The organism is Jonquetella sp. BV3C21 (genome assembly GCF_000468895.1).
GTDB lineage: Bacteria > Synergistota > Synergistia > Synergistales > Dethiosulfovibrionaceae > Jonquetella > Jonquetella anthropi.
The window spans coordinates 43,676-59,402 of sequence record NZ_AWWC01000012.1; the positions used below are offsets into that span (position 1 = coordinate 43,676).

The following is a 15,727-nucleotide window of genomic DNA, read 5'->3' on the forward strand; positions in this document are numbered from 1 at the left end:
TCACCGTCCTCCTTTTTCAAGCCGAAGCGTGAACGCTTCGCCGTTTCGTCGGCACTTAATCCACCCGTCGCCGATCGCCGTCACGGTCAGGCCGCCAGCCTGACCGCCCGGAGGAAGCAGCCGCGTCTCGCCCTGAATCTGCACGAGGGCAACCCGGCGGGGACCGCTGATGAACACGCCAAGGAGCCGGGCTGGAACCGCTTCTTTGGGCAAAGCTGCCTCGTCGGGAATGCTCCAAAAGACCGGCGCGACAGGCGGCAAACTCCGCCTCCTGTTCAGCGCCTCGGCCAAACGGGCGGCGAGCCCGTCGTCGAGCTCCCTTTCTTCGCTCCTTTCGGCTGCGCCCTGAAAGGCCGCAGCCGGCAGGTCGATTCGGGCGTTCCACAGAAGAGCCGCCCCGGCGGCCACGGCGATGAGAAGACCTCCGAAGCTTTTCATCCCTCATCCTCCGGGGCCTCGATGACGACCCGCAGTATTCCCTCGCCTGGAGCTTCCGGCGTCTCAAAAAACTCAGCCTGCCTCACCAACGAGGCCGGACAGTTCCGCTCCCAGTCGTCCAGCCACTTCAAGAGCCCGTCGGCTCGGCCCTTCAGGGAGAATGCCGTCAGACCTTCCGTCCGTTTCGGAGCTGAAAAAACCGTCAGCCCCTTTTCAGCCGCCGACGGCGAAACGACCGTCAGCGCCGCCTCGCCTTCCGGGCCGAGCGGCTCCGCGGCCAACTTGTCTAAAATTTTCTGCGCCTCATCGGCCCGGCTCGAGAGCCGGGCGACTTGGGCCTGACAGGCAAACAGCTTTTCTGCCGCCGCGTCGCGCCGCTTGGCTAAGTCGGCCAAATAGGCCCGAAAGGCCCAAACGCCGGCCAACTGGACGACAGACAGAAGCAGCAGAGCCCCGATAAGCCTCGGCCTCATGGACTGTTCCTCCGCCCGTCAATCCCCCACAAGTCCCGGCGGGACGACTGGCTTTCCCGGTGCGGCGCTGAAAACGTCCAATCCGGGACCGTCAAAAGATCTTCCGACAGCTGATAGACCTTTTCGCCGTCCGAGCTTCGGACGACAAACTTAGCCGCGTCCCCTTCGATTCGGGCATAGTGAAGCCCTGTTCCCTGCGGAAGTCTCCCGGCAAACTCGGAGAGGATCAGCGCCATCGGCTTTTCCAGCCGCTGGGCTATCCGCTCATACAGGTTAAGACGGGCGGCGTACCGCTCGTTGTCCTTTTCAAGCTCTGATGACCGAGCCAAGCAAGCCGCAGTAGCCGCCTCAAACCGCACCAGCTCGCCGCCCGCAGTCTGCCAAGCCCGCCATCCCGTCACGCCGGCGATGCCGCAGGACAGAAGCCACAGGCCGAGGAACAGGAGGACCGGCGAGCTCAAGAGCTGGGTCGGTTTGACCAGATTGACGGCGGTTTTCATGACATCCCCCACATCGCGAGGCCAAAGGCCGCTATCGAGAGCCCGTCGTCAGGCGGCGGGCTGCCGTCCCAGCAGTCGGACAGGCTCACAGGACGCGCCCGCAGGCCTGAGGCGCTCAGGGCCTTAGCCAACGGATCTCGGCCTTCGCCGAGCGTGAAACAGAGCGTCCCTTTCAGCGGTGAATACCGCTCGGTCAGGTACTCCACCGTCCGCAGCGCCTGCCTGACGATCTGACCGTCATCGTCCGCCCCGTTGTCCGTGGCCCTGAAAAAAATCGGCTCGCCCTTCCACAGTTGAGCGAAAAGGATCGCCCCGCCCAACCGGCAGACGAACAGCGCGCCGCCGGCCGACGACAGGTCGGCAAACGGCCGGACGACGGCTATTTCAAGGGGCTCGACGGCCCGCACTGGGACGGCCTTTTCAGCCCTCGCGAGAAAACCGCATACCGATTCGCAGTCCGCTTGGGCGGTCAAGCAGAATTGTTTTCCGCCCAGGTCAACCGGCTCCGTGCAGTTCGGGCCGACCGCCCCGGAACTCACGTCAAACCGCGTTCCCCCCACTGGCCAGCCAAAAACTATTTTCGCGCCGCCGGACGCGGCCCGCTTGACTTCTCCCCAATCGGCTTCCGAGGTGAGAACCGACGGCTTGAGAAGCCGAACTTCTTTCGTTTTCACCTGACGGCTTCTGACGTCGATTTGGCCGCGAAAGACCGTCGTCCCCCTATCGTCCGATGCCGCGCCGACGCGATCGGGGCTCCATAGGCTCATCTGTCCCGCCCCGCGCGCCGAACGGCGGCCAACTTTTCCGGCTCGCCCGGAACGTCAAGAACCGCTTCGACTGTTTCGGACGTCAGACGAACGGAAGCGCTCTGTCCCGCCCACGTTCCCGACCGTCCGGTCACGACGGCGGAGAACAGCGCGTCAAGCCGAGCTGACCGAGCGGCCGCGTCAACTGTCACGGCGTGAATTCGCTCACAGGCCCACCAGACCGGAAACCCCGCTCCGGCAGCCAACGCCAAAGCGACGAGGACTTCCGTCAAAGTAGTCCCCCGCCGTCTCATCAGCTCAGCCCTTCCACGGCCGAAACGAGCGGCGCAAAAATTCCCCACGCCACAAAGGCCGTCACGGCTCCGGCGGCGAGGATAACCGCCGGTTCAAGAATTTTCATCGCCATGGCGCTCCGTCCTTCCTGCTCCTGTGCCAACAAGTCGGCCAGCCGTTGGAGGCTTTCAGCCAGACAGCCGGTCTGCTCGCCTACCTTCAAAATTCCAACCGCCCACGGGCCGATGACTTTTTCGCCGCTCAGCGCGTCCGACAGGGACATACCGGCTGAAACTCGGTCCCGCGCTCGGCTTAAAGCCTGACAGACAGCTGCGCGGCCGCTCGCCCGGCCGGCCAGTCCAAGCGCCGTTCTCATTTCAACCCCGGCGGCGAGAGAACCGGCCAGCACCGCCGTGCTTCGGGCCAACGCCGCCGCCCTTCGCCACGGGCCCGAAAACGGCAGGCGGTCGCATATTTTCTCCCACCAGTCGGTCACGCCCTGCGGCAAAAGTCGCCGGCGGGCCAGCAGGGCGACCGTCCCCAAAAGCAGAATGACGACGGGCAGGGCAACCGCGAAAGCCGGCCCGACGGACATTAAAAACCGCGTTGCCTGAGGCAGTTGGACGCCCAACCGCTCGAACGCCTGACGGAACCGCGGCAGGACGACGCCTCCCATAACGGCGGTAACAACTCCGGCCAACGCGAGGACAAACGCCGGGTAAACCGACGCCGAGACGGCGGCGCTCCGAAGTTTCTGTCGGCGGCACCGCACGTCAGCCGCTTGGTTCAGAGCCTGAACCAACGCGCCGTGAGCCTCGCCGGCCCGAACCAAGGCGACTGTCACAGGGTCAAATTCGTTCTCCCGCTCCAAAGCGTCAGCAAACGAGAAACCGCTCAGCAGGGACCGCCGAAGTCGGGACGCCAAGGCCCCGCCGACCGGCAGATCTTTCAGCGCTTGGTCGACCGGCACGCCGCAGGATAAAAACTGCGACAGGGCCTGCAAAAACGCCGTCCGTTCGGCGCCGGAGATCCGAGAGCGCCAACGCATCACTGGCCGTCAGGCGTCGAGAGCAGGGCGTCTTCCATCGTGACAAGCCCCTGCGACGCCAGCTCCAGCGCTTGATCCCGAAGCGGTTTCACGCCCCGTCGTGCCAGAAGTCGGCGGACTTCAGTCAGCCCGTCCGGCCCCATGACGAGGTGGCGGACGGCGTCGTCCATCTCCAGAATTTCAAAAATCGCCGTCCTTCCTCGATACCCTGTTCCGCCGCAAGACGGACAGCCGACCGGCGTCCAGCAGGCCGAACTGGCGCTTTGACGGCGGCAGTGAGGGCACAGAAGTCGGAGCAGCCGCTGAGCGACGACCGCTTTGACTGACGCGGCCACAAGCCACACCGGAACGCCGATTTCAATCAGCCGCCACAGGGCTGACGCCGCGTCGGCCGTGTGCAGCGTGCTGAACACCAAATGACCGGTCAGAGCGGCCCGCGTCGCCAACTGGGCCGTCTGAGGATCGCGGATCTCGCCGACCATAATCACGTCTGGATCCTGACGAAGCATCGCTTTCAGAACTGACGAAAACGTCGCCCCAGCGGCCTCGTTGATCTGCACTTGGTTGACGCCGGGCAGACGGTATTCTATCGGATCCTCAACGGTCAGGACGTTGAACGAGTCCCGATCAATTTCTTTTAACAGCGCGTACTGGGTCGTCGTCTTGCCGCTGCCGGTCGGCCCGGTGCTGAGCACCAGCCCTGACGAGAGCGACGTCAGAGCACGAAGGGCTCGTCCGACCGCCTCGCCGCCGCCCAGCCGGCCAATCGTCAGCCCGCCGGCCGACGTCAGCAGACGGGCGGTCAGCTTTTCGCCCCAAAGCGTGGGCAGGGTTGATATCCGCACGTCCACGGCGGACTGACCGACCGTGACGCTGAGCCGACCGTCCTGAGGGCGCCGTCGCTCGGCGATGTCTAAGCCCGATGTCAGCTTCAGCCGGCTGAGCAGGTTTTCGTGAAGCCGCCGAGGAATGAACGAGACGAGCCTGAGCCGGCCGTCAACCCGAAAGCGTATCCGCGCGTCGCCAGAGCTCGGCTCAAAGTGAATATCCGAAGCCCCCTCGCCGCAGGCCCAAGAAAAAATCAGGCCCGTCAGCTCGGCAAGGGCCCCTTCATTTTCCGACGCCGCGTCCTCCACGGCGGACACGAAGGCCAGATGGCGAGGAAACTCGGCGGCGAACCACTCGTCACTCACCCGAACGGTCTCAACCGGCCCGCGCCATTCCCTTTCCAGCCGGTCGAACTGAGGCAGCTGGAGCGGTTCGGCGGGCGCTGCAAAAAGAGTCCGACCGTCTGACCGCAGCGGGACCACCCGAAGGCTCTCGCAACAGTCCCGCGACAGAGCAAGCCGCACTTCCCCAGAAACGCCCATCTCGTTTTGACCGTTCATCGGCTCCTCCGTCATCGTTTCACCCTGTACAGCCGGCGGATCTCTTCGCCGCTGGTACCGATGGACACCAGCTCTTCCCATTCCTGACGTTCCTTCGTCGCCTCGACGGTGCCGGTCACTCGAATAACATAGAGCTTTCGGCCCGGTTCAAGTTCCTGAGCCGACCAGTCGGGCGGCCATAAGACTGCTTGGTCGGCAACGCTCCCGGAGGTCACGGCGTATAGGGGCCAGAAAACTTCCGCCTTCCGGTTCACGCCGCCGGAAACTTGGCTGGCGATCTCCGATGGAAGGGACAAGCGCAGCTTTTCAAGCCCATTTCCAGCCGCCACCGCGGGCCGCTCGCCGCTTGCCGGTCCTGGCCGTTCGGCGATAAGCCACCGCTCGGCCAGAGACAAACCGTCTTGGCACGAAAGGAACAGTTCCGCGCCGTTTTTCTCCTGCCGCCAAATATCCGCGGCTTCTTGGCCCCACCTGAGGGACGAATAACAGGCCGCCGACGCGACGGCCAGCGCGACGAGAACAAGCGGCAGGGCAAAGCCTTTCCGGTTCATCTTTCGATCCTCCAAGACCGCCCTCGGACCGCCCCGCCGGCTTTGATGAAAAGCTCAACTTCACCGCTTCCAGCGCGGAACCAACAATCCTGGACGCCCGAAAACAGGACTTGATTGCCCGAACCGTCCTGATAATTCACCCGAACGGCGCCGTCCTCAAACCAGAGTTCGACCGCCACGAGACGATACCAGTCCGCCGCGGCGGGAAAGACGGCGTCGCGAGCCGTCAGAGCCCGAGCCGACAGGAACGTCGTTTCGCCCTGAAGAAAGACCGGAACGTTCATCCCCGGCACGAGCGCCCAACGGGACGGATGAGAGACCCCAGCGCCTTCAAAAACTAACCGACCAGCATGACGCCAGTCGAACAGCTGTCCGGCCCGCGCCCAACAGTTTTCCGTCCCGGCAACGCCAGACCGCCGAAGGGCGGTGACCAACCGAACCGCGTTGCCCGCCGTGCCGTCAGGCAAGGGAACAAAGCCTCCCAGACGCTTGCGCCCGACCGTCACGGGTCTTCCCCACCCCGACCAACGAGGCTCATGGCCGGCGACGCGAAATAGCCCACGCTCCCACCGGCTCGGCAATCCCAAGCCGCTGTTGGAGACCGCCGACTCCATCCAAGCGACGACGCTCGAAGCCGTCCGGCTCCCTCGGACGGGATCGGCGCTCGTCAACCGACAGAAAAGGGCCCCGCTCACAAGGGCGCCAGTAGCCCACAGCAGAGGAACGGCGGCTGACAGCGCGACGAGTACCTCAACGAGAGTGGTCCCGGCTCTTCTCATCGCCCCTCCTTGTCTCTCCAGCGATCTCATTACACAATTTCTTTTATCATATTTATTGCTTATCTTTCAAGTAATTCTTTTCACCCAGCGAGCGGCTCTGAGAACGAACGACTCGCCACTTCATCTCTCAACTGCCGCGTTTAGCCCTGCCAGATCGGCCAATATTCTTCTGCCGAACGGCTTCTCCGGTCGCAAATCGGGTGTTTTACGTATATTATTTCGCGGGCCTGACTTTAGGATAGTAAATAAATGCTAATTCATTTATAAATATAAAATATATATTTGTTTATTATTTGAACTTATCCTAATAGGTTTTCGAGCATATTTTGCATGCCTCGCCTGAAAGAGGTGTATACGATGACCTAATTCCTACTGATATCTCGCCAAATTTGCTCCCCTCGGAAATAACTCAGACGTTTTTAAAGACTGGAGGGATAACATGAACTGCTCGGACCTTTTTTCAATTCTCTGCCGTTCCGCCGCAGCTGCGGCCCTTCTTTGCTGTGCCGCACAACCAGCGGCCGCGAAGGATTCTCTGATGTCGTTTGACCCCAATTACTACCCGTATCCGGCGCGGCGCAACGTCGTCTACGGTTCCAGAGGTATGGTCGCCACGTCCAACCCGCTGGCGGCACAGGCCGGACTGGAGATCCTTAAAAAGGGCGGCAACGCCGTTGACGCTGCAATTGCTACTGCAGCGGCTCTGACGGTGGTCGAGCCTACCAGTAATGGACTGGGCAGCGACAACTTCTCGATCCTCTGGGTGAACGGTCAGATGTACGGCATCAACGGCAGCGGTCGGGCTCCCAAGGCCCTAACTCTGGACGCCTTCAAGGACCTCAAGACCATCCCCGAGTTGGGTTGGAAGGCTGTTACGGTACCGGTAGCGCCGAAGACCTGGGCCGTCCTGTCCCAGCGGTTCGGGAAGCTGCCTCTTTCTGACGTTCTCGCTCCGGCGGTGTCGTACGCTCGAGACGGATTTACCGTCCAGCCTACAGTGGCGTACTACTGGAACCGCAGCGCGGATAAATACATCTCCCATTCGCCCGAGGAGTGCCGGGAATGGCGGAACGTTTTCGCCCACGATGGGAAGGCCCCGCACGCCGGCGAACTGTGGAAGCTGCCTGATCACGCCCGCACGCTGGAGCTGATCGGCAAGACGAACGCCGAGGCGTTTTACACCGGCGAGATCGCAAAGAAGATCGCCGCGTTCTCCAAGGCAACCGGCGGTTACATCACGGAAGAAGACCTGGCAGCCGTGGAGCCTGAGTGGGTCACGCCGCTTCACGTCAACTACCGGGGCTACGACGTCTGGGAACTGCCGCCCAACGGTCAGGGGATCACAGCCCTGATGGCGCTGAATATCCTGAAAGGCTACACGTTCACTAACCGCGGCCCTGAGACGGCTCACCTTCAGATCGAGGCAATCAAGCTGGCCTTTGCTGACGCGATGAAATACGTGGCAGACCAGCGCTTCTCCAAGGTCCCAGTGGCGGAGATGATCTCCGACGAGTACGGAGCAAAACGGCGCGGGCTGATCACCGATCGGGCTCAGGTTCCTGAGGCTGGCAATCTGGAAACGAGCGGCACAGTCTATCTTTGCACCGCTGACGGCGAGGGGAACATGGTGTCGTTCATCCAGAGCAACTACGGCGGGTTCGGGTCAGGCGTCGTCGTTCCCGAAACCGGCATCTCTCTGAACAACCGAGGCCGTGGGTTCTCGCTTGATCCCAACCACGCCAACGTCCTCGCGCCGGGCAAGCGCCCTTACAACACCATCATTCCGGGTTTTCTGACCAAGGACGGCAAACCGGTCGGACCGTTTGGGGTCATGGGCGGTTTTATGCAGCCGCAGGGACACGTACAGGTCCTGATGAACGCCATCGACTTCGGCATGAACCCCCAACAGGCGCTGGACGCGCCGCGCTGGCAGTGGTCCAATGGGCTGACGGTCGACGCCGAGACGTCGTTCCCTGCCGAAGACGTCCGCAAGCTCCAGAGAATGGGCCACGACATTCGGTACAACACGCTGGAAGGGACGTTCGGCCGGGGACAGATCATCTGGCGCACCGACGACGGCACTCTGGTCGGCGGCACTGAGTCCCGGACCGACGGGTGCATCGCCGCGTGGTAACACCTGCTTGGGATAGAAAAAACTCCGCCCCAAATAATGGGGCGGAGTTTTTTGCGGGCGTTTGGGCGCGACGCGCAAAAGAAGCCGTCCCGACCGAGCGAGCTCGGCACAAACGGCTGAAGAAGGGACGCCGCCGCTCAGCGCGCGGCGCCCTCCACTGTGTCGTTAAGAACTTTGATGAGGCCCTCAATGTCAATTCCATGCGCCAGCGCGCCCTGCTCGATGTTTTCAAAGTGAGCGATAGCGCAGCCAAGGCACCCCATGCCCACCTGCTGAAGCACCGGAATCGTCTCTGGATACTGCTCGACGATCGAAGCGATACTCATGTCCTTGGTGATTTTCATCGTTGACCTCCCAAAGTTTTTTCTGGTAACTTTTAATAATTATACGGTCAAATCGGCTAAAAACAACCGAGCTTTCAAAAAAGGATCGAACCGCCCTAGGGCGGTTCGATCCTTTTTCTTCCGTTGAGCTGAGCGGGTTAAACCTTGCCCATGATCCGAAGCACGATTTCGGCGATCAGCGCAGAACCGAGGAAGGTGCCGACAAAGACGAACAGCCCGACGATGACGATGCGCCAGCCCTGTTTCTTGAGAATGTGCAGGTCCTTGCCGATAGCAAGGCCGGCGTAAGCCAGAATGGGCGTGCACAGGCCGATGAAGCTGATCTTGGACACCCACTTGGTGATGAACTCAGCGCCAGGGAAACCGGGAACGGTGACGATGCAGCCGAGCGTGACGATGTACGCGACGGCCGGGAACCCCTTCCACGGGATGGCATTGGAGATGCCCACGCCGACCAGAATAATGGCCAGCAGGATCAACATGCCGGGGATCGATTCGATGAACAGCTGGCTGGCCGTCCCGGCGCCGGAGGAAATCATGCCGAAACCGCCGCCGGAAACCCAGTTACCGACAAGACACTGAGCAAGGCAAATCAGCAGGAACATAAACATCTGGCGGAAAGTCATGGCTTACTCTCCCTTCTTTTCCTGACCAACGGCATAGGCTGACGAGCCGGTAGGAACGCTCGGGGCGTCCTTCACTCCCAGCACGCGAAGCAGCCAGTTCGAAAGCGGCAGGCTCAAAATGACGCACATGTACACGCCGTCGAGACCTGACATCATGTTGCTCGCGGCGGCCAAGGAGACGAGCTCGTCCTTCATAGCCGGCCAAATTTCGGTCAGCGGCGCAACAGCGGCGGTCATCATGCCGGCGCTGCCGGTGCCGCACGCCATCGCCAAAGACTGAGGAGAGAAGAACGGCATGGTGGTGGCGACAACCGACGCGAGGAAGCTGCAGAAAATCGCGCCGAAAACGGTGCCGACGACGTACACGCCCATGACGCCGAAGCCTTCAGGAGAGTCCAAGCCGTACTTTTCGCCGATGATGGCGATGTTGGGCTCGCGGGCGTTGGAGAACGCGGCGCCCACGGCTTCACGTCTCAGTCCCAGCAGGACGGCCAACGGAATCCCAAGGAAAACCGTGCCGATATTCCCGAACTCCTGCAAGATCAACGCCGGTCCGAGGGCCAAGACCTTCCAGAAGTTTGGCCCCACCAGCGTCCCATAGCGGGCCATGAGGAAGAAGAACGTCACGCCCACCAGCGACGAGGCCTGAAACATTTCGTCCTTGTTCAACAATTTCAGGCTGGGCGCTCCGCAGCACGCCCCGAGAATAAACGAATACAGGAGCGGAACGGCCACCAGCGTGCCAATCCCGATGGGAAACTTCCTCGTCCCGATGAGCTCCGCGATGATGACGAGGATCACCACAAGCACGTGGAGCTTCCAGTTGCGCAAAGCCTTTTCCACAATAGTCATTGCCCTTCTCCTTTCGCTACGAATGATTTATCGGCTTTCCGGGCCGCTTGATCGGACGCCGAACGACGCGTCCAGATTGGCCAAATAGCCGGACTTGCTGAACACAGGGGTGAAGTTCGCCAACAGGTCTTTCGCTTCCGCGGCGCCGTCGGCCAGAAGATCAATCACGGTCATCGCCATCGCCTTCGCCGGGGCGAGCACCGCCGAGTTAAAGTCGACCACGCCGAACTCCGGCGCGTGAAGCGCCCCGTCGGTTCCGCCCGCCAGAGGCTGAATGGCCGGCATGATCTGGGTCAGGTCGCCCAAGTCAGTGGAAGCGGAAAACACAGTGTGTCTCTTGACCCGGTCCGCGCCGACGAGCCCCTCCGCGTTGCTTGAGAACAGGTCATTCAGCCGGACTGAGCACTTGAGAGGCAGATACCCCGGCAGGGACGAGGCGGAGAAGGAAGCACCGACGGCCTTAGCGCCGCTTTCAAACGCGTCGATAACCCGGTCAAACGTCCTGTTGATGCAGTCGGTCGACAGGGCGCGGACGTACCCTTCCAGTCTCACGTCGTCCGGCACGGAATTTACCGACGTGCCGCCTTTTGTGATGATGAAGTGAACCCGCACGTTGTCCTCGTCGCGGAACGTCTCCCGCAGGGCGTTGACAGCCCCAATGCCAATGATTGCCGCGTTCAAGGCGTTGATTCCCTCGTGCGGAGCGCCGGCGGCATGAGACGCCTTGCCCTTGTAGCGGATCGAGAACGCCCGAAACCCCATGCTCAGATCCGGCACGTCAAACCCCGGCTCGGGCGCGTGTCCTCCGGCGTGAACCATCATGGCCATGTCCACGTCGTCGAAGACGCCCAGCCTGACAAGCTCCTGCTTCCCGCCCAAATAGGCAATGGCGCCTTCCTCGCGGAGCGCCGTACGGCGGTCGATCTCGATGAACTCCTCCGCCGGCACCGCCATGAAGGCTACCCGCCCGGACAGTTTGCCCCGAACCGCCGGATCGCTCAGCGCCGCCGCGACGGCTACCATCTCGGTGACCTGCAGGTTGTGGCCGCAGGCGTGAGAGGCCCCCGTCTTAGGGTCGGCTGTGGGGTGCGCGACGCAGGGAATGCCGTCCAGCTCGCCGATGACAGCAACTGTCGGACCGTCCGTCGAGCACTGAAGGACCGCTTTGAGCCCTGTCCGAGCCAGTCCGTTCTCCACCTTCAGACCCAGAGCCTCGAGCGCCTTCTTGATCTTCTCCGAGGTCTGGAACTCGAAGTACCCCAGCTCCGGCGTCTCGGCGATGCTCGACGCCAACTGCTGGGACTCTTCGGCCCGTCGGTCAATGGACGAAACAACCATCGCTTTCAGTTCTTTTTTCGTCCCCGTCATTGATTCAACTCCTTCCGTAAAAAGAATGCCGTGCTGTTTATTCTTTCAGCACGACAATGTATTGATTGTATTATACATTGAATTACTGTTTATGTCCAATTTTATAAATTTCACGAAAAAATAAGTAAGGACGCTCCGGAACAGATGATCAGACAGATCACCACGAGACGAAAAACGCGAGCCGGCACAAAAAAACCCAGACGGGTTCCCAGAGCGCTGCCGAGGCAGATGAGCGATATGTAAATCGGCGCCAGCTTGACCAGCTCGAAGGACAGCTGCCCGCCCAGCGCCAGCGCGGCGGTCACCAAGACGTTGACCGACAGAAAAAACAAGGAGATCGTCGCGCGAAATTCGTTCTTGGACAGCTCGCCGGCGGTCAGGAAAATAGACACCGGCGCGCCGGCAATTGAAAGGCACCCGCCCAGAACGCCGGCGAGAAATCCCACGCCGACCGTCAGCATGTCGTTTTGGCGCTTGAGCTGCCAGCCAGTCGCCAAGACGCCTCCGCAGCCGATGATGAGGACGCCGATGATCCACTTGAACGCCGTCAGCGGCACGAGATGACGGATCATCGCCCCCGGGATAATCCCAAACACGGCGCCGGCCAAAAGCAAAAGGTACAGCCGCCGGTTGACCGACCGGCGCAAGCTCCAGAGGATGACCAAGTTGGAGCTGCTGGCGAAGATGGCCAGCATGGCCGTCACCATTGACGTCGAGTAGAACATTAAAAGGATCGGCGCGCCGATCAGCCCTAACCCAAATCCGGCGACACCCTGCAGCATGCTGCCAAAGAAGAAAACTGCCGAGCCGACGAGAAGTTGGACCATTCCTCCGCGTCCTCCCTAAAATCCCAGCGCCGCCCGTTTCTGTTTCACGCCCAACAACAGCTGGTCTGCCGCGGTCACGAACTGTTCCACTCCCTTGGCCAACAGGTCCTCCGCCAATCTTTCCACGTCGATTCCGCAGGCGGCCAGTTGGGCCATCCGCGACCGAGCCAGAGGGACGTCGCTCGTGACGGAATCTCTCACGGCGCCGTGATCAAGAAACGCGTCGAGCGTTTTAGGCGGAACCGTATTGACGGTGTGAGGCCCGATCAAACTGTCGACGTACAGGCAGTCCGGCCAGTCGCCCCTTTTCACCGACGTGCTGGCCCACAGGGGACGCTGAACCGACGCACCGGACTGGGCAAGCCGGTTCCACCGGGCGCCCGAGAAGATCCGAATGAAGTCCTGATAGACCAGCCGGGCGTTGTCCACCCCAACCTGACCGGGCTCGCTCTCCAGCCCCGCGTCGGCCATCGGCTTCGCCGCCGCCGTGTCGAGACGGCTCACGAAGACTGACGCGACCGACGCCACGCCGGCCAGAGATTTTTCGGCCTTGAGCCGCGCTTCAAGCCCTCGGAGGAAGCTCTCTGCGACGGCCCGGTACTGCCGAGGCGAAAAGATCAACGTGACGTTGACGTTGACGCCCTCGGCGGTGAGCGTCTGAATAGCCTCGCACCCAGCCGGCGTCGCAGGGACTTTGATCATCCCGTTCGGCCGGCCGATCCGACGCCACAGGTCTGTCGCCTGACGGACCGTCTCGTCCGCGCTGTACGCCAAATTGGGAGAAACCTCCAAGCTCACGAAGCCGTCAGTTCCGCCCGACGCCTCCCAGACCGGGAGAAGAACGTCACAGGCCGCGGTCACGTCCTCCACCTCGAGGGCTTCAAGGATCTCTTGATCGCCCAGCTTCTGCCGGGCCAAATCGGCAATGCGTTCGTCGTAGTCGGACGAACCGACAATAGCGTCGCGGAAGATCGACGGGTTCGACGTGACGCCCCGAATTCCCTGCGCCGTCAGCTCGGCCAGCCTGCCCGAATTGAGAAGCGACGCGCTGATGTGATCGTACCAAATGCTCTGTCCCGCCTTGTAGGCGCTCTCCAGCCTGTTCATTTTCCAGCCTCCCGACCGTCAGAGTTCTCCTTGATTATACGATAGGCCGCCGGCGCAGCCCGTGGAAATATGCTACCATGCTCCTATCATCGGAGGGAAACCTCAGAAAGGAGGAAAACATGAGCGAACCACAACACAAAACTTCGCCGTCGAACGGCCAAGAGCCGCAGCTTCTTCAAGTGAGAGATGCCGTCTGCGAGGCCCTGAAGGACGCGCCGTCCGCTCAAATGGACTTGAACGACGTGTCGGAACTGCTCCGAAGTCGGCTGCCCGGCTTTCGCCCGAACGTCTTCGGCTGCGCCAAGCTGTCGTCCCTGCTGTCGCGGAAATTGGGCGACGTCGTGGAGCTCCAGCTGGACAAGCGGACCAACACGACGACCGTTCGGCTCGTTTCGGCGGCCCCGGCGAGCTCAGACGAGCCTGAAGAAGCTCCGGCGGATCCCAAGCCGTCGGCCGACGCAGAGCAAACGGCCTACCCGATTGAGCGAGTCCGACAGGCCGCCCTCGACGCGCTGTCCCAAGCCCCGAGCAAGAAGCTCGACTTGAGCCAGCTGGGCTCGTCGCTGAACGATTCTCTGCCGGGTTGGAGCCCTTCCCACTACGGAAGCGCCAGGCTGTCATCATTTCTCAGCCGCCAGCTGTCCGAGCTGGTTTCGCTGCGCAAGGGAGAAAAGCAGTCCGTCTGTGCTGAGCTTCGAGTGACCGGACAAACGGACAAGGGCGCGTCCGATCAGCCGCCTGTGGACGAAGCGCTTCGAGCGGTGGAAGAGCTCCTGAGCGCCGAGCCGGACGGGCGAATGCACCTGAGCCGCCTCGCCGACCGGCTGAAAGACCGGCTGCCGGGATTCCGCCCCAAGCTGTACGGCTGTTCGTGCCTGTCAACGTTTTTGACGCGCCGCATGGCCGGCGCCGTGACGCTCCAGCGGGACAAACAGAGAAACAACGTCTACGCCCTGCTGCGCAAAAACGCGGCGCCCGCGCCCGAACCGAGCCAGCCCGCGCCGGCTCAGCCGAAAAGCGAGCCACAAAAAAGAACTTCGACCCGCTCGGCCCGCAGCGCCAGCAAGGCCCTTCAGCGGGCCTCGACAGAACGGTCGGGCAGCTGGGCGCTGAAGAACTTCGCGGCCATTTCCGACGACCAGTACCGGCGTCTCGCCGGCATGGCCCTGCCGGAACCGTGGGAGTTCCACGACGACGAGCTTCCGCTGTCAATCCTGAAAGAGTACGTCCGGGCCACGTTTGCCCGAGTCAAGCGGCTCGGCGGCCTGGGCTTTGACAGGAAAAAAGAGATCGCGGCGTTCAACACCGGCCTGCTGGACCGCAACTGCGAGCCTATCTTCGCCTACTTCGGCCGCAAGTCGGAGAGCTGGGAGCTGCTCGACTTCTGCCTGCCTGGGCAGGGCCAGTACGGCAAACCGCTGCTGAAGAACTTCTCGCCTCTGCCGCCCAGAGCCGTCTTTTCACGCTCCGCCGACGAGCTGATTTACGACCTGTCGGCCGGCGAACCGCAGGTGGACTGGAACCACGTCCTAGTGGACAAGATCAGCCGGATCCCCGGCGAGGTGCTCCGGCTCGTCGGACTGGACGTCCCGAACGGCGCGCCGTTCATTCAGGACCTGTCGGTCGTCCGGTCGTGCCGCCGGGAGCTTCGGACCAACCCGCTGACCCATCGGCGGCTCAAATCGATTTTTGAAGGCGCCATCGACAACGTGATGAAGCGCCTTCAGTACGACTACCGGCTGGCCGTTCCGATCTACCGAATCAGCCGCCAGACGCTCGGCCTCGCGCTGCCGCTGGACCTGACGTCGTCAAGCCGAGTCGACTTGGCCCTGATCTGCGAGCGAATCGGCTCGGTCGGGTACCAAGGGCACACGATCTACCCTCTTCGATGGGTCTACCGCTCGGCTCGAGTGATGTTCCGGCCGACGGTCCCTTGGCTCGACCCTCTGACCCTGCCGCCGGCGCCGGTGCTCCAGGACGACGAAAGCCAAAAGGACTCCCAGCCGCAGCAAACCCTGCGCCTTTCCCGCCGCAAGGGACGCGGCGGAGCGCGCAGCCCAAGGACCGCGGCTCAGCCAGTCAAGAGCGAGCGCGAGAACGCCCCGAAGGAGACCTGCTCCGTTTTGGACCAATCTCCTCGGGCCAACTCTGCCCTTTCAATGCTGTGGAACCTATTCCGCAGGAAAAAATAACGATGCGAGGCGCGTCCGATTGATTCGGACGCGCCTCGTTCATTTTGGCTCCGCGCCTTG

Annotated in this window: 17 protein-coding genes; 2 read left to right on the forward strand and 15 right to left on the reverse strand. The window is 62.0% G+C overall.

Annotated features, from left to right (window positions below; genetic code table 11):
- The 9 genes from HMPREF1249_RS03490 to HMPREF1249_RS03530 are packed head-to-tail and all read right to left on the reverse strand — an operon-like array spanning position 1 to position 6,217.
- Positions 1-438 (reverse strand): hypothetical protein, encoded by a 438-nt coding sequence (locus HMPREF1249_RS03490; protein ID WP_008523350.1) that lies wholly within the window; start codon positions 436-438, stop codon positions 1-3.
- Positions 435-911, reverse strand: coding sequence for a general secretion pathway protein GspM (locus HMPREF1249_RS03495; protein ID WP_008519521.1), 477 nt, complete (start codon positions 909-911; stop codon positions 435-437). The genes HMPREF1249_RS03490 and HMPREF1249_RS03495 overlap by 4 nt, the downstream gene beginning before the upstream one ends.
- Positions 908-1,411 (reverse strand): hypothetical protein, encoded by a 504-nt coding sequence (locus HMPREF1249_RS03500; protein ID WP_021775840.1) that lies wholly within the window; start codon positions 1,409-1,411, stop codon positions 908-910. The genes HMPREF1249_RS03495 and HMPREF1249_RS03500 overlap by 4 nt, the downstream gene beginning before the upstream one ends.
- Positions 1,408-2,178 carry a hypothetical protein gene (locus tag HMPREF1249_RS03505; RefSeq protein WP_008523353.1) on the reverse strand — a complete coding sequence of 257 codons (771 nt, stop codon included), beginning with the start codon at positions 2,176-2,178 and terminating at the stop codon, positions 1,408-1,410. The genes HMPREF1249_RS03500 and HMPREF1249_RS03505 overlap by 4 nt, the downstream gene beginning before the upstream one ends.
- Entirely contained in the window at positions 2,175-2,471 is a 297-nt protein-coding gene (locus HMPREF1249_RS03510) for a hypothetical protein (RefSeq protein ID WP_008519526.1), read from the reverse strand. Before HMPREF1249_RS03510 ends, HMPREF1249_RS03505 begins: the two co-directional genes overlap by 4 nt.
- Positions 2,471-3,499 (reverse strand): type II secretion system F family protein, encoded by a 1,029-nt coding sequence (locus HMPREF1249_RS03515; protein ID WP_021775826.1) that lies wholly within the window; start codon positions 3,497-3,499, stop codon positions 2,471-2,473. The genes HMPREF1249_RS03510 and HMPREF1249_RS03515 overlap by 1 nt, the downstream gene beginning before the upstream one ends.
- The gene (locus tag HMPREF1249_RS03520; RefSeq protein ID WP_008523354.1) at positions 3,499-4,887 is read right to left on the reverse strand and encodes a GspE/PulE family protein; all 1,389 of its coding nucleotides are present in this window, start codon (positions 4,885-4,887) and stop codon (positions 3,499-3,501) included. The genes HMPREF1249_RS03515 and HMPREF1249_RS03520 overlap by 1 nt, the downstream gene beginning before the upstream one ends.
- Positions 4,888-4,898: 11 nt before the next feature.
- Complete coding sequence (locus HMPREF1249_RS03525) at positions 4,899-5,438, reverse strand: hypothetical protein (RefSeq protein ID WP_008519532.1); 540 nt, start codon at positions 5,436-5,438, stop codon at positions 4,899-4,901.
- Positions 5,435-6,217, reverse strand: a complete 783-nt coding sequence (locus tag HMPREF1249_RS03530) for a hypothetical protein (protein WP_008523355.1) — start codon at positions 6,215-6,217, stop codon at positions 5,435-5,437. Before HMPREF1249_RS03530 ends, HMPREF1249_RS03525 begins: the two co-directional genes overlap by 4 nt.
- A 439-nt stretch (positions 6,218-6,656) precedes the next feature.
- Here HMPREF1249_RS03530 and HMPREF1249_RS03535 point away from each other — a divergent pair, with 439 nt between their 5' ends.
- Entirely contained in the window at positions 6,657-8,351 is a 1,695-nt protein-coding gene (locus HMPREF1249_RS03535) for a gamma-glutamyltransferase family protein (RefSeq protein ID WP_008523356.1), read from the forward strand.
- Positions 8,352-8,488: 137 nt separating this feature from the next.
- On the opposite strand, the gene HMPREF1249_RS03540 is transcribed toward HMPREF1249_RS03535, so the two are convergent.
- The 6 genes from HMPREF1249_RS03540 to tal all read right to left on the reverse strand — a co-directional run bounded on the left by HMPREF1249_RS03540 (position 8,489) and on the right by tal (position 13,475).
- The gene (locus HMPREF1249_RS03540) at positions 8,489-8,695 is read right to left on the reverse strand and encodes a DUF1858 domain-containing protein (RefSeq protein ID WP_008519539.1); all 207 of its coding nucleotides are present in this window, start codon (positions 8,693-8,695) and stop codon (positions 8,489-8,491) included.
- A gap of 137 nt (positions 8,696-8,832) precedes the next feature.
- Entirely contained in the window at positions 8,833-9,321 is a 489-nt protein-coding gene (locus HMPREF1249_RS03545; RefSeq protein ID WP_008519541.1) for a hypothetical protein, read from the reverse strand.
- A gap of 3 nt (positions 9,322-9,324) precedes the next feature.
- On the reverse strand, positions 9,325-10,173 hold the full coding sequence (locus HMPREF1249_RS03550) for a DUF3100 domain-containing protein (RefSeq protein WP_008523359.1): 849 nt from the start codon (positions 10,171-10,173) through the stop codon (positions 9,325-9,327).
- A 27-nt stretch (positions 10,174-10,200) separates the two neighbouring features.
- Positions 10,201-11,541 carry an amidohydrolase gene (locus tag HMPREF1249_RS03555; protein WP_008519545.1) on the reverse strand — a complete coding sequence of 447 codons (1,341 nt, stop codon included), beginning with the start codon at positions 11,539-11,541 and terminating at the stop codon, positions 10,201-10,203.
- Positions 11,542-11,651: 110 nt separating this feature from the next.
- The gene (locus tag HMPREF1249_RS03560; RefSeq protein WP_008523361.1) at positions 11,652-12,368 is read right to left on the reverse strand and encodes a sulfite exporter TauE/SafE family protein; all 717 of its coding nucleotides are present in this window, start codon (positions 12,366-12,368) and stop codon (positions 11,652-11,654) included.
- A 15-nt stretch (positions 12,369-12,383) separates the two neighbouring features.
- A complete protein-coding gene (tal, locus tag HMPREF1249_RS03565) occupies positions 12,384-13,475 on the reverse strand; it encodes a transaldolase (RefSeq protein WP_008523362.1) in 1,092 nt (363 codons plus the stop codon).
- 119 nt (positions 13,476-13,594) lie between these two features.
- Between tal and HMPREF1249_RS03570 the strand changes: the two genes are divergently transcribed.
- The gene (locus HMPREF1249_RS03570; protein ID WP_008523364.1) at positions 13,595-15,667 is read left to right on the forward strand and encodes a DUF3825 domain-containing protein; all 2,073 of its coding nucleotides are present in this window, start codon (positions 13,595-13,597) and stop codon (positions 15,665-15,667) included.
- Positions 15,668-15,727 lie beyond the last annotated feature (60 nt).